General features: G+C 69.8%; 5 protein-coding genes. 2 read left to right on the forward strand and 3 right to left on the reverse strand.

Going from position 1 to position 15,084, the window contains the following annotated elements; genetic code table 11:
* The first annotated feature begins 122 nt into the window (after positions 1-122).
* A complete protein-coding gene (gene proA / locus Aco03nite_RS16295; protein ID WP_203796023.1) occupies positions 123-6,038 on the forward strand; it encodes an anti-phage protein ProA in 5,916 nt (1,971 codons plus the stop codon).
* Positions 6,039-6,064: 26 nt separating this feature from the next.
* Positions 6,065-6,745, forward strand: coding sequence for a TY-Chap2 family putative peptide chaperone (locus tag Aco03nite_RS16300; RefSeq protein WP_203796030.1), 681 nt, complete (start codon positions 6,065-6,067; stop codon positions 6,743-6,745).
* Here Aco03nite_RS16300 and recD read toward each other — a convergent pair whose 3' ends face one another.
* Genes recD through recC form a run of 3 tightly spaced genes read right to left on the reverse strand, consistent with a single transcriptional unit; the run spans position 6,746 to position 15,026 of the window.
* Positions 6,746-8,494, reverse strand: a complete 1,749-nt coding sequence (gene recD, locus Aco03nite_RS16305) for an exodeoxyribonuclease V subunit alpha (protein ID WP_203796032.1) — start codon at positions 8,492-8,494, stop codon at positions 6,746-6,748.
* Entirely contained in the window at positions 8,491-11,733 is a 3,243-nt protein-coding gene (locus Aco03nite_RS16310; RefSeq protein WP_203796034.1) for a UvrD-helicase domain-containing protein, read from the reverse strand. The genes recD and Aco03nite_RS16310 overlap by 4 nt, the downstream gene beginning before the upstream one ends.
* Entirely contained in the window at positions 11,733-15,026 is a 3,294-nt protein-coding gene (gene recC / locus Aco03nite_RS16315) for an exodeoxyribonuclease V subunit gamma (RefSeq protein WP_203796036.1), read from the reverse strand. The genes Aco03nite_RS16310 and recC overlap by 1 nt, the downstream gene beginning before the upstream one ends.
* Between the last annotated feature and the right edge of the window lie 58 nt (positions 15,027-15,084).

The following is a 15,084-nucleotide window of genomic DNA, read 5'->3' on the forward strand; positions in this document are numbered from 1 at the left end:
TGACGCAGGCCCCAGTTGGCGAAATCAGCGGCCGGGCAACACCGATATCGCTTCGGCGACCTCCGAGTTGGGTCACGCTGGGTGAGTCTGTCGTGCCGGTCGGGTCGGCGAGAGGAATCGGCGTGAACAGTGACGTCTTCGAGCCGGTGAAGCTGGAAGCCCACTGGCTGAAGGTGCAACTACACCTACAGCCCGCTATCAACCTGGCGCTTGTTCACAACCGGGTTCCACCGGTGAGGCGGCTGAGGATCGACAACCGGGGACCGGATGCGATCGAAGGGCTCGAAGTGAGTCTGGCGATCGACGGCCCGGACGGAGCGCTCTGCGAGCCCTGGCGCGACGGCGTTCCCACGATGCGTGGATGGAAGACCTGGGGTGACTTCACCTCCTTCGGGCCGGACGTTGCTGTGCTCCGCGGCACGAACGAGGCCTTCCCAGTCGAATACCGGCTCACCGTCGCACGCCGGGGGCATCCGGATCTCCTGGCATCGATACCGTCTCTAGTCCTCGCCCACGACGAGTGGTTCAACAGTCCGCTGCTGTTCGACACGCTGGCTGCCTTCGTGCAGCCCAACACGGCCGCGGTCGACGCGGTTCTCCGCACCGCGGCGCAGATCATGGTCGACACCACCGGCTCGGGCTCGATGGACGGGTATCAGAGTGGGCCTGGCCGGGCCGCCAACATCGCGGGCGCGATCTACGAAGCGCTCCGGCAATCGGGAATCCACTACCGACAGTCAGCCGCCTCGTTCGAGAAAAGCGGCCAGAAGATCCGGACCACGGCAGCAGTCCTGGAAGGCCGTCTGGGTAACTGTGTCGACCTCTCCGTCACGTACGCCGCCTGCCTCGAACAGGCAGGTCTGCGGCCGCTGATATGGCTGCTCGACGGTCATGCGATTGCCGGCTTCCTGACGGTCGAGGGCCATCTGCCGACGGCCGTGATAACCGAGGCCAATCTACTCATCTCGATGGTCGAATCCGGCCGGGCCGTTCCGGTCGAGCTGACCGCGGTCGGGCCCGGGACGAACTCGCTGGATTTTCCGGCGGCGGTGCAGGCCGGCCTCGGACACTTCCGTGACGGTCGATCCGCATTACATGGTGTCGTCGACATCCATCAGGCCCATCGCAACGGGGTGCGTCCCCTACCGTCCCGGGAATCGATGTCATCACCGCAGATACCGGAGGCCGGCGCCGTCCCATCCGGCCAGGGGTCGATCGAACTCCCGCCCGGTGCCGCCCGTGTGTGGGTCGAGGACCGCGCCGCCGATGAGGAGTTGCCTGAGGAACAGGACGACTCTCCGCTGCGTATCCAGCAGTGGAAGAGGGCACTGCTCGACCTCAGCCTCCGCAACCCGCTACTGAGTCTGCCGACACGGGGCAAAGGACTCGGGCTGCACGTCGCTGCGGGAGGTCTGGCTCTGCTCGACGACCTCATCCACGCCGGCAAACGCCTGGAGGTCGTGCCGCAGGACCAGATCAGTCACCTCGATGAACTGGCCGGTGCGCGGCGTGCGATGAATCTCGATGCAGATGTGGTCACCCAGTTGCTCCGAGACGATCACCGGATCTTCGGCGCAGTGGACGAGAAACGCTATCGCACCGTCATGCGCGGACTCCAGCGTGACGCCCGCACGATGGAACAGGAGACCGGTGGCAACTATCTCTATCTGACCATCGGCACCCTGGTTCACCCCAAGGCCAGGGGAGGCGAGGCCCACGCACCACTGTTCCTTCTGCCGGTTCGGATCGAGGGCGGTACCGGCCGTCTTGCGTACCACCTCGTCGTCGACGGCTCACAGGTGGCGTCGGCGAATCAGTGCCTGGTCGAATGGCTGCGGGTCCGGCACGGTGTGCAGATCGCCGAGCTGGAGCGCCCGATTCGCGACGAACACGGGCTGGACATCCCGAAGACGCTGGCGGCGATCCGGGAGCACCTGGTCCTGAACCGCCTGAACTATCGCATCGACGAGATCGCCAGCCTGCGCCTGCTGCAGTTCTCCACAGTCCAGCTCTGGCGCGACCTTCGAGACCACTGGCCGGTCTTCATGGCCAACCCGGTCGTCCGTCACCTGGTGGAGTCGACCGGAGCGACCTTCGACGACCCTCTCGGCGACCCGGCCGACCTCACCGTCGACGAGAGCCGCCTGCACCTCCCGATCCCGGCCGACGGATCACAGATGCAGGCCATCGTCACGGCCGAGCGCGGCTACTCGTTCGTGCTCGAAGGACCTCCTGGCACGGGCAAGTCCCAGACGATCACCAACCTCATCGCCACCGCTATCACCCGCGGCCGGTCGGTGCTGTTCGTGGCGGAGAAGCAGGCTGCCCTGGAGGTAGTCAAGAGCCGGCTCGCGTCAATCGGGCTTGCCCCATTCACGCTCGACCTGCACGGTCGGACGCAGTCGATGAATGCGATCCGCGAGCAGCTGTATCAGTCGTTGGAGCAGGCCGACCGCGGTGACGCGACCACCTGGACCGCAGTGGAATCCGCCTACCGGGCCAAACTGTCGGCGCTTGCCCGATATCCGGAGCGGCTCCATACCCGGAGCAGCGCGGGCTGGACGGCGTGGTCCGCGTTCGAGGCAGTCCTCGTATACGGCGAAGGCCCCACCGCGGTGATCCCGGCCGGATTCCTGGACGTGGCCGCACCGGATCGCGAACGGGTTGAGCGCAACCTCGAGGATTTCGTCGCTGTGGCACAGTCGACCCAGTTGCGGTACGGCCATCCGTGGGCCTTGAGTGGTCTGCGTGGCGTCGACGGTCTCGACCAGACTGCATTGCACACGATTGCCGGCGACTTGGAGAAGGCCCGCGCTCATGTGATGAGCCGTCCGGAACTCGCTGCCTGCATCAAGCGTCTCGCCGAGCCCGGCGCGCTCACCACATTCCAACCGGCCGCCCGGCTCACGGCGGCGGGCCGGCTGCCGGACCGCGTGGCGACCCAGCGAGCGCGCGAGCCCGGCTGGGATGGTCAGGTCGCTCAGCTGGGAGCGGATCTGCAGCAGTTCCGCCGGGATCACGAGGACGAGTTGCGGGACTTCCAGCTCGGCCTGTTGTCGGCGCCTGAGCTCACCGAGTGGCTGGACGAGGCTCATCGCGCGGCCAAGCGGTTCCTCGGCAAACGTAAGGCGCTTCAGCGAGTCGCGGATCATCTGACACCGCTCACCCGGACGGGCGTGGCGGTTGAGGCTGACCAGGTCGTACCGGTCATCACTCGACTATTGCAGGTAGTGGAACGGGTCGGCTTGTTGCGGACGCGGGCCGGAGTCCTCGACGGGCTGCGCCTACCATCGGACTGGCCGGTCGAGGCCTCTGACGCGGCGGAGCAACTGTCGGCAGCCCGGCAGGACGTCGTGATCGGCCGAGCCTTGTCTCAGGAACATCCGGACGTATGGAGTCTCCTCGTCGCCGACTCGGGCCCGGAGATCGCACGCCTCCTCGAGTGCGTGCTCACCACCTGGACCGCATGGCGGGCAGCACTTCACAGCCGCCAGGTGGAGTTCGGGTTCTGGGCCGGCGAGACGGGCTGGTTCGAGGCCTGGCAGCGGGACGGGGCGACCTGGCAGGCCGATCTGGGCCGCGACGGTCTACTGGCGCCGCAACGATGGGCGGCCGTACTGGCTAACACGGATCCGTTGACCCGTGCGGGTCTCGGTGCGTTCCGTGATCAGTTGTTACGCGCCGAGATCCCGGCGGATGCGGCCGAGGACGCGTACCGGCGTGGCGTCGCCGCGACCGCATTGACCGGCCGGCTTCGAGCCGGGCACCTCGACTACTTCGATCCGGACGTACACGACAACGAGATCTCACAATTCCAGAAGACCGCGGCCGAGTTGCGTGCTGCGCTGCCGGACCATCTGCCGTCGCTACTTGTGGAACGGCGCCCGTTCCACCCGGGAGAACGCCGTGGCGGAGTCGCGGATCTGGCCGCCGAGCTACGTCGTAAGCGCGGTGGGAAGTCGTTCCGGGAGTTGTTCACCGCAAACTCTGAGGTCATCCTGACACTGACACCCTGTGTACTGGTCAGCCCGGCCTCCGCGGCCACCTTTCTGGCACCGGACGCGGCCAGGTTCGACATCGTGATCTTCGACGAGGCGTCGCAGATCAGGGTGCCCGAGGCGATCGGAGCCATGGGCCGCGGCCGGTCTGCTGTCATCGTCGGTGATTCCCGGCAGATGCCGCCCACCTCCATCATGCAGGCCTCGGGCGGCGACGATGAACACACCGCCGAGGACGAACCGATCCCCGAGGACCTCGACAGCATCCTGAGTGAGGCGGTGGAGTCCGGTCTGCCGCAGCGCTGGCTCACCTGGCACTACCGTAGTCACGACGAGTCATTGATCGCCTTCTCGAACCGCTACTACTACGACAACAAGCTCTCCAGCATGCCTTCGCCCGGTGTGGCCGAAACCGCCGGTGTCCAGTGGCGGAGAGTGAACGGCCGCTACGACCGTGGTGCCAGCCGGACGAACGATGTCGAGGCGCGCGAGATCGTCATGGAGATCTCCCGGCGGTTGCGTGCTCCTACGACCAGAGCCTCGTCGATCGGTGTCGTGACCTTCAACCTTCCGCAACGCGACCTGATTCTGAACATGCTCGAGGAGACCACCGATCCGTTGATCCGTGACAGAATGTCTGATGGCCGGCCCGAACCGATCTTCGTCAAGAACCTCGAGAACGTTCAAGGCGACGAACGTGATGTCATCCTGTTCTCGCTCGCCTTCTCCACTGATCCGGGAACTGGCCGGTTACCCCTGAACCTCGGCCCGTTGAGTCAATCCGGCGGCGAGCGACGATTCAACGTCGCCATCACCCGTGCCCGCCGACAGGTCGTCCTCTTCGCCTCCTTCGACCCGTCCGACATCGACCTGGCGCGGACCTCGTCGGTGGGAACCCATCATCTTCGGGCGTACTGCGAGATGGCAGCCGCTGGGGTGGAGACCCTCGGAGACCTCTCCAGCACCCGGCGCCACAATCGCGATCGGATCCGGGAGGAGGTGTCCGCCGCTATCGAGCAACGCGGATTCGAGGTCACTACCTGTCATGGGTTGTCCGACTTCACCGTCGATATAGCCGTCCGGGCCGTGGGAGCCGCGCGTTGGCAGGTCGCGGTGATGCTGGATGGTCCGCAGTGGGGCCTGCGTCCCACGGTGGCAGACCGGGACGACGCCCCAGCCCTTCTGAACACCATCATGGGCTGGCCGGAGGTGGTGCGATTCTGGTTGCCCGCCTGGATCCGTGATCGCTCGCGGGTCCTCGACGCGGTAGCCGCCGCAGTCGAACGAGCCGTTACCGAGGGCGACTGTCCTGTCGTGCACGCCTCGCCCGAGTACCTCCTACACCCGGAGGAAGGCCGGGACGAAACGGAGATCCCGCTTCCGGATGAGGCCGAGTTCCGTACTGATCCACTGATGCCGGCCTGGGATGAGAAATCCACGGTAGGACTGGTCGTCTCGGGTTCCGGTTGTTCAGACTTTGTACCTTACGCACCGACTCCGCTGGGGCAACGCGGCGACATCGATCTCATCGACAGCAGCCCGGCCATCCGGGCCGCCGTTCGCTCCGCGATCGAGCAGGTGGTCGAAGCCGAGGGACCGGTGGAACAGCAGCGCCTGGCTCGGCTGGTGCTGGCCCGCTACGGCTTCACCAAGGCGCACGCCGACCGCCGAGCGGCCGTCCTCGCCTTGGCTCAACCGGAACTGTTCCGCAACAGTGCGGCGGGCGTCTTCGTTTGGCCGCCCGACCTCGACGCGGAATCATGGCGTGGATACCGCCGCACCAACTTGAGTTCGGATCGTGCGTTCGAGGACATCGCGCCAGAGGAGATCGCGAACGCGGCATACAGTGCACTGGCGGCGCGCCCTGATCTGGGCGAGTCGGATCTGCTGCGGTCGACCCTGGAACTACTCGGGTACCGCCGTATGACTGAGAAGATCGACAGGTTGTTGCGGCACGGTCTTGAGGTTGGTCAGCGTACTGGCGCTCTGGCCCGGGACAGGGACGGCTCCTATTACGTCGAAGCCAGTCGATCCGTGTAGTAGTCAACGAAAGGCGATCGCTGGTCATGCCCGCGGAGCGGTTCATCCTGGCCCAGTCGTGGTGGTTGGCGAGTCAGTTGTTTCGCCGGCATCCGAAGCTGACCCTCATCGAGACGCATCCCGGTGGAGGCCTGTACGACTGCCTCACGCTGGTGAGCGGCCAGTCCAGCCTGATACACATCAATCGGGTCGGGGGCATCGACGTCTCCGTCGCATCGGACGAGCCGTTCAAGATGGCGATTGAAGAGTTGTTCGACCTCCCTGATCCGGTCGAGATCATTCCGAGGATCGAAACAGCAGCGCGGATCGACTCACCGGCCCAGGCGCCACCTTCCACGCCGGCTGCACTGACGTATCGCGCGATCGCGCACCTGATGGCGATCACCGTCAACGACAAACGCCGTTGGGACGTCCGGAACGAGCGGATCGACTCCAGTGGTATGGGTGGCGGCGGAACCCTCGGCAGCCTGGCCAAGTTCCCCGTCGCCGCCGCGCGAGCCAAGGAGAAACGTCCGGGTGATCTTCTTGGAGACCCCCTCTACCGATATTGGGGTGTCCTACGTGACGGTAAGGCGATCGCCGTTCTCGACACCGACGGTTACGCGTATGTGGGCCATCAGGTACACCATCTACCCACGCTGTATCAGGCGGGCAATCGGCGAGTGACAGCGATGACCGCGGCCGCGTTCGCCGAGATCCTGCCCTGATCAGACCGGCACTCCGAGGCTCTCGCGCAGTCCGCTGGCTCGGGCGATCGGGCGTTCCACCGCTGTTCGGACGGCCTCCTCGGTGCCCAGTACCCGCAGGCCGTTCTTTGCTCGGGTGACTGCGGTGTAGAACAGTTCCCGGGTCAGCAACGGTGAACTCGCCGGTGGCAGGATCAGCGACACGCGTTCGAACTGGCTGCCCTGGCTGCGGTGGACCGTCACCGCGTACAGCGGCTGTGCCTGTGACAACCGGGACGGTGACACCGACACCAGTTCCTCGCCCCGGGCGAACACCGCCCGCAACCCGTCCGGGCTCTGCACGATCACCCCGGTGTCCCCGTTGAACAAGCCCGCCTCGTAGTCGTTTGCCGTGATCAGAAGCGGTCGTCCGGGAACCGCGTCGCCCCACTCCGGCACCCCCAGCCACCGGGCCACCTCGGCGGTCCACCAGGCCACCCCGAACGGCCCCCGCCGGTGCGCGCACAGCAGCCGGTGTGTCTCCAGACACCGCAACGCCCCCGCCGCGTCCCCCTCGGCGGCGGCCGCCGCCACCGCCCGCAACGAGTCGACGACCTCCTCCCGGAGCCCCGCACACTCCACCGCGGAAGTCTCGACGAACTCCAGCTGCCCTCCGCCACCCCGCAGCAGACCTACGACGGCGTCCGCGTCCCCACGGCGCACCGCGGCGGCCAGTGCGGCCAGGTCTCCGCCGAATCGCCAGATCCGGTCCAGTGTCACGACACCGTTGGTGATCACCGAGTCGGCCGTGTCGACCGAGGTCAGCGCGGACTGCAACTCCGGCTCGGGAAGCCCGGGAGCGGCCACGATGTCGCCGAGTACGGCCCCGGCCTCCACCGACGCCAGCTGTCCGGGGTCGCCGACGAGGATCAGCCGGGCGTCGGGCCGGATCGCGTCGATCAGCCGGGCCATCAACGTCAGCGACACCATCGAACTCTCGTCCACCACGATCACGTCGTACGGCAGCCGATGTGCCCGGTGATGTCGGAACCGGGTCCGCGTCCCGGGCTGCCGCCCCAGCAGCCGGTGCAGCGTCGACGCCTGCAACCCGATGATCCCGGCCCGGTCCGCGTCGGGCAGCGCCGCCGCGGCTTCCCGCACCGCCTCGGTCAACCGGGCCGCGGCCTTCCCGGTCGGGGCCGCCAGGGCGATCCGTAACGGACCGCCGGGTTGGGCACGCAGCACCGCGAGCATCCGGGCGACCGCTGTGGTCTTGCCGGTCCCCGGCCCGCCGGCCAGCACCGACACCCATCGCAGGGTGCTCACCGCGGCGGCCAGCCGTTGCCGGCACGACGAGGCGTCGAACAGCCGGTCGAGATCGGCACGCAGCCGGGTCAGGTCGGCGGCGGGCGGATCGGTGGCCCGTTGCTGCAGCTGACGGCGGATCGACTCCTCCTCCCGCCAGTACCGGTCCAGATAGAGCAGCCCGTTGGCCAGCCGTAACGGCCGCCCGGGTGTGCCGTCGCGGGACACCATCGGGCTGCGGGCGCAGGCGTCGAGCCAGGCCGCCGGTTCGGGCCAGGGAAGTTCGCCGGCGTCGAGGATCGCCACGGTGCCGCTGACCGTCGCCAGATCCACACAGACCGAGCCCATTCGCAGTGCCCGGACTGCCAGGGCGGCGGCCAGGCGGACCGTCTCGTCGGTCTCCCCGGTGAGGGATCCGATCCTCGAAGCGACGTGCAGATCGGCCAGATCCAACACGCCTGCCGTATCGAATGCGGTGAGTGTCACAGCAGGTCCGACAGTTCGGTGATCAGTTCGTGCGGCGGCTGCCAACTGAAAACTCCGTGGCCCGGTGGCGTGGCCGGCCCGCACATTCCCCGCAGGAACAGATACAACACCCCACCGAAATGAGTGGACGGGTCATATCCGGGCTGCCGCCACCGCAGATAACGATGCAGCGCGACCCCGTAGAGCAGGGCCTGCAACGGATAATGCGCCGCGATCATCGCCTCCGACATGGCCGCCGGACGGTAATCGGCCGCGGTCAACGGCGCCGAGAATCCACCGAGCCGGTTCGACTTGTAGTCGACGACGACATAACGCGGCCCGGGCAGCCGCAACACGGCGTCGATGCTCCCGGTCAGATATCCCCGCAGAGTAAGCGGACCGAGCTCCCGGAGCCGGGAAACGTAACCCGACAACGGATCGCCCGGACGAAGGTGCCGTGCGACGCAGTCGGAAAACGATTCCAATGCCTGCTCGGGTACGTCCGGAGCACGGTCGCCGCCACCCAGCGGAAACTCGAACTCCAGTTCGTCGAGCCGGTCCCCGCGCCCGAACCCGGTGAGCGACCGCCCGTCCGCCAACGGCCCGAGCGGGGTCCGCAGGGCCGGGACCAGTGCGTCCGCAAGTGTCCGCGGATCCAGTCCGGACAGGGGCAGCCCTGCCGCACAAGCGACGAGTTCGGCCGTCAGGTCGGGCGCCGTGAAGTCGCACCGTTCGAGCAGCGAGTGCAGCAGCGTCCCGAACGCCGCCCCGGCGGGCAGTTCACCCATCGGCGACAGCACCTCGGACCCCGGCCCGCCCGGGTCGGCCACGACCGGGACGGCGGCCTCGTCGTCCAGTTGAGCGGTGGGGTTCTCGCTGTCGACAGCCGGATGGTCATGCTGCCCGGAGGTGAGCCGGGAATAGGAGGTCCGTCGCCAGTCCAGATCCAGCCGACGGCGGAAGTGCGCCACGGCAAGCTCCGGCCGGGCCGGTACGGGCGCCTCCCAGCGCGCCGGTTCCGCCGCTTCCACCCGTTCGATCTCGAGGCCGAGTCCGCGCAGGTGGGACAGGGCGTCGTCATCGGCCGGGACCGGGTACTCCGGGAGCGGGTTCTCACCCGCACCGGGACGCCCGAACAGGAACCGGTGCAGCGCCGACGCCCTGGTGTTGGCGGTCGGCGCCCACCACGCGACCACCCGGCTCGCGGCCCGGGTCAGTGCCACGTAGAGCAGCCGCAGGTCCTCGCCGTCCTCCTCGTCCCGGTGGCGGCGTTCCGAGGCCCGGAATCCGGCTCCGCTCGGGCCACCCACGTCCAGCACGCGTTGTCCGGCCGCGTCGTGCAGCCGCAGCAGGTCGGGCTGCCCGACGAACCGGTCCCAGCCGAACGGCAGCAGCACCACCGGGTACTCCAGGCCTTTGCTGCCGTGCACGGTCAGGATCTGTACCGCGTCGGCGTCCGACTCCAGCCGCCGGCTGCGTTCCACACTGGCGTCCAGGGGCGCGTCGTCGATGCGGCGGCGCAGCCAGTCGGTGACCGCGGCGAGCCCGAGGTCGCCGTCGACGGCCGCGGCGTGCAGGGCCGTCCCGATGTGCCGCAGATCGGTGAGGCGACGTTCGCCGCCGCGCCGGGCGAGCAGCCGTTCCGGCAGGCCGGTCGCGGTGACCGCCTCCAGCAGGGCGGCCATCCCGTGCTCGGCGGCCAGGACCGCCCAGTGCCGCAGGGTGGTGCCGAGCCGGTCCAGGTCCGTCTCGGTGGCTTCGGCCAGCTTCCGGGCGGGCCAGCCGACGAGGCCGGTCAGTGCGGCGGCCGCGACCCGGGCCCGGCGGTGCGGCTGGTCCAGTCCGTCCAGCAGCGCCAGCCAGTCCCGGGCGGCCGGGGTGCCGAAGACGCTGGTGGTGCCGGCCTGGACCGCGGGGACTCCGGCGCTCGCCAGGGCCTGGTGGACCAGGGTGCTCTGCCGGTTCGTCCGGACCAGGACGGCGACGTCTCCGGGCACCACCTCCCGGCCGGCCAGCATCACGGTCACCTGGGACACCAGGTCGGCGACGATCGCGTCCCGGGCGTCGGCGGCCGCCACCAGACCGATTTTGTTCAGCGGGAACCCGTTCCGCCCGAGTACCCGGAGCCGGAACGGTGGCCCCGGCAGGCGAGCGTCCGGGTGGGCCGCGTCCACCGGCCGCACGGTGATCCGGCTGTCGCCGAGCGCGGCCCGCCCGAACACGGTGGCGAACGCCGCCAGCAGCCCGTGGTCGCTGCGCCAGTTGGTCGCCAGGCCGGCATGCGCCGGGGCGTCCGCGGCCGCCGCCAGATAGCTGACCACGTCCGCGCCCCGGAAGGCGTAGATGGCCTGTTTCGGATCGCCGATCAGCACCAGCGTGCGATGTCCGTGGAATGCGGTCCGCACGATGGTCCACTGCACCGGGTCGGTGTCCTGGAACTCGTCGATCATCACGACCGAGTACCGCTCCCGCAGGCGGCGGCACGCGTCCGGGCCGCGTGCCGGGTCGGTGAGCGTGGTGGCGAGACCGGTCAGCAGGTCGTCGAACCCGGTCAGTCCACGGGCCCGTTGCCGGCGGCCGACCTCGGCGCGGACCGCGGTGGCGAATCGGCAGCGGACCTGGGCCTCCGCGTCCGGATCGCCGGTGGACGGCTCCAGCCGGGCCTGACCGTCGGTGACCGCCTGCCGGGCGACGGCCAGCGCCACCTTCCGGTCGAAGTGCGGTCCGGGCGAGCCCGCCGTGCCGTACTTGCGCAGGTAGAGGTCGTCGGCGACCTCGGTGACCAGGTCGTCGAGGTCTTCGGTGAAGACCGTGGCCGGATCGGTGTCGGCGGTGATGCCGAGATCGGCGAGGACCTGACGGCAGAACTGGTGGGTGGTCGCGATCGTCGCCGCATCGAAGCCGGCGACGGCGGTGACGAGCCGTTGCCGGCGCCGGGCGACCTCGTCCGGGGACACGTCGGCCAGCAGCGCCACCAGCGGGTCGGGGGAGACCCGGGCGTGGTGCGGGTCGGCCAGGGCCCGTTCGGTGGCGACCAGGCGCTCGCGTACCCGCTGGCGCAGTTCGGCGGTCGCGGACCGTCCGAAGGTGACCAGCAGCAGCTGATCCAGTGCGGCCCGTCCCTCGGCGACGTATCGGGTGGCCAGCGCCGCGATGGTCCAGGTCTTGCCGGTGCCCGCGCTGGCCTCCAGAACCGTGGTGCCCTCCGGCAGCGGCCCACGGATGTCGAATCCGGTGACCACGAGTGTCGCGGACGGCATCAGAGCTGCTCCGTCCGTTCGGCGCCGGCCAGGGGTCGCCAGAGACGTATCGCCAGCTCACCGAAGCGGGTCGGCTCGGTCCCGCCGGACGAGGGTTCGGCGAGCAGCACCTCCAGGGCCGCGGCCGGCCCCCATACGAGCTGGTGGATGCCGTCCTCGGACTCGCCGCCGAACGAGAAGTTGGTCCATTCGGTGCGGGCCTTGGCGTAGGCGTCGTCCAGGTCGCCGCCGGTGAGCCGGCACCGGGCGTAGGCGTGCGAGGACTTACCGGCCAGCGGCAGTGGTTCCCGCAGCCCGGCGTCGGCGATCGCGACCAGGTCGGCGAGCACCGCCGCCGCTGTGGCCGGGTCGATCGGCCCGGCGACCGACCGTGCCGGGCGTCCACGGGCCCCACGTCCGATGGTGATCGTCCGCCAGGGTGTGGCCGGGCGGGCCACGGTCAGGGCGAGCAGGTCGAGCCAGGCCCGGAGCCGGTGTTTGGGCGAGATCCGGGCGAAGGCGACCGTGAGCAGGGTGTCGCCGTACAGGGCGCCGATCGTGCCGGTCAACTGCCGACTGTCGGGGAGCGCGATCGTGATGTCGACGGCCCGGGACTCGCCGTCGCGGTGGGTCAGGGCCTCGGCGACCAGCGGATCCACTTCGGCCGCCAGCGAGTCCAGCAGCCGGGAGCCGAGCGGACCGGGCGGCACCGTGCCGCGCCGCCATTCGGCCTGCACGTTGCGGCCCAGGTCACCGCCGTTCAACAGGGACCGGAGCAGGCGGTCCCCGACCGCCCACCGTTGCAGCGCGTCCAACTCGACGGGCAACGCGTCGCCGGGGTCGTCGTCCGAGCCGGACATCACCAGACCGAGGCGGCGCCGTGCGAAACCCCGTACCGGATGAGCGAAGAAGGTGTGCAGATCGGCCAGCTCGACCGACTCGTCGTCGAGCGGCGCCAGCAGCCCCGGGAGGAACGGCGGCTCCGGCATCCGCTCACCGGCCGCGACCCGCGCCCCGGCCAGCGCGACCGCGTCGAAACTGAACGGATCGGCGGCGTCGAAGTTGCGGGCGTCGAACGGTTGCAGCGGATGCCGGACGATCACCTGATCGTGCAGGGGGCGGCCGTCCGCCGTGCGCGCGGTGCCGTCCAGGGCGTCGAGCAGTTCACCGAGCGGCACCGCCGGGGGCCGCGGCGCGTTGGTGCGCTCGTCGGCGCCGGAGTAGAGCAGCACCAGGGTGCCGGTGGCGGCCATCACCGCGTCGAGCAGGAGTTGCCGGTCCTCGCCGCGCGGGTCGCGTTCACCCACACACGGGTCGCGGCCGAGCACGTCGTCGCCGTCCAGCCGGGCGGCGCGGGGGAAGTCGCCGTCGTCGAGCCCGAGGACACAGATCACCCGGTGCGGGACCGACCGCATCGGCACGAGGGTGCACATCGTCAGGTCGCCGGTGCGGAAGTTGGCGCGGCTCGGAGTGCCGTGCAGATGCTCGTCCAGCAGGGCCCGGATGTCGGTCAGCCGGAGCAGGATCCCGTCCCGGGCGTGCGCGCCGGTCTCCGCCAGCACCTCGGTGAGCTGGGTACGCTGCCAGGCGTCCTGGTCCGGCACGTCGGTGAGCAGATCGGCGGCGGTCTCGATCGCGTCGATCCACGCGGGCGGCGGGCGCTGCCCGGCGAAGCCGCCGAGAACCGTGTGCAGCCGGTCGACGAGTTCGGCGAGCCGGCCGGTGAGGTCCACGTCGCCGGAGTCCATGTCGTCCAGCGGCAACGCGGTGCCCAGCCAGTACGGCCCCTCCTCGCTCATCGCGACACCCAGCAGGATCCGGTCCAGGCCCGCGTCCCAGGTGTTCGACCGGACCGGCACCTGGAACCGGGCCCGGTGCTCGGCGTCGAACCCCCAGCGCACCCCGGAGTCGGCGACCAGTTCACCGAGCCGGTCCAGATCGTCGTCGTCGAATCGGAATCGGCGGCGCACCGGGGGCATCGCCGCCAGGTCGAGGACCTGCGCCGCGGTCACCCGGCCGTCCGCCAGGTCCAGCAGGGTCGCGACGACGGCGAACAGCGGGTTGAGCCGGCGCAGCGCCCGGTCGGCGAGCCGGACCCGCAGCCGGTGCGCCGGATGGCCGGCGTCCGCGCCGAGCCCGAACGCGGCCGAGATCAGCGGCGCGTACACCTCGATGTCCGGGCACATCACCAGCACGTCGCGGGGTTCCAGCCCGGGATCGGCGGCGAGCAGTCCCAGGATCACCTCCCGGAGCACCTCGACCTGCCGGTCCGGGCCGTGACAGGCGTGCACCTGCACGCTGCGGTCACCCCGGTCGACGACCGGGAGCGGGTCCGGCGTGGGCCGGTCGGCGGCGATCGCCTGTTGCAGCAGGCCGAGCAGGGTGCCGGGGAACCGGGTACCCGGATGGTGGGTGTCGCGGCCGGCGAGCGGCCCGAGCGTCACCTGCACCTCACGGACGTCGCGGCCCAGGGACGCGAGCAGAGGGTGCCGCGCCAGGCCGCCGGTCCGGTCACCGTCTCTGCGGGTCAACCCCGTTTGCGGGTACGCCGGGGAAAGGTCCCACAGCACGGGCGACGGATGCGGCAGCCACACATGCACGTCCCGGCCCGCGGCCAGCGCGCCGAGCACGGCGACGTGAGCCGCCGGCAGCCGGGTGACCCCGAAGACCGACAGCCGTCCGGGCAGCCCCGACGACTGCGGATCGGCCCGGAGCCGCGTGCAGATCACGTCCAGTTGCCCGGCCGGCCCGGGACCGTCCATCCGTTCGGCCAGCCGCCGCCACAGCTCTGCCTGCCAGCGCAGATCCGCCGGCAGCCGGCCGCCCAGACCGTCCTGGTCGTCACCGGCCGACCAGGACCGGAGCATGCCGGGCCGGTGCCGGGCGTACGAGTCGAACAGGGCGGCCAGCTTGCGTGCCGTCGCGTACCGCCGCCCGTGCCGGACCGGATCGTCGTCGCCCGCACCGAGATAGGCCGCCAGGGTCCGGCACCACGGTTCGGCCGTGCAGCCGTCGATGGTCTCCAGCAGTGGCCACACCAGCCGGTCCGGATGCCACGCGCTGTCGCGATCGCCGAACCCGGCCCGTGTCATCAGCTCGGTGAAGGACGGGAACAGCACGTTCGCGCAGATCCCGTCCTCGCTGCCGGCCACTCCCAGCCGGTGCGAGAGCCGCTGTGCCAGCCAGCGTTCGACACCCCGCGACGGCACCGACACGATCTCCGGGGCGAAGGGATCCCCGGTGGCGTCACCGAGCACCTCGGCCAGCGCCTCGGCCAGCCGGTCGGTGCGCTCGGCCCGATGCAGCATCAACATGACACGCCCAGCTTCGGCGATCACGGTTGCGGGTGGGCCCGAACCCCGAATACCGCAG

This window comes from Actinoplanes couchii (assembly GCF_016862075.1).
GTDB lineage: Bacteria > Actinomycetota > Actinomycetes > Mycobacteriales > Micromonosporaceae > Actinoplanes > Actinoplanes couchii.

What these genes read in the sequence shown, in the direction of transcription:
- recC (WP_203796036.1), bottom strand. Translation starts at nt 15,026, where the DNA reads ATGTTGATGCTGCATCGGGCCGAGCGCACCGACCGGCTGGCCGAGGCG.
- Aco03nite_RS16310 (WP_203796034.1), bottom strand. Translation starts at nt 11,733, where the DNA reads ATGCCGTCCGCGACACTCGTGGTCACCGGATTCGACATCCGTGGGCCG.
- Aco03nite_RS16300 (WP_203796030.1), top strand. Translation starts at nt 6,065, where the DNA reads ATGCCCGCGGAGCGGTTCATCCTGGCCCAGTCGTGGTGGTTGGCGAGT.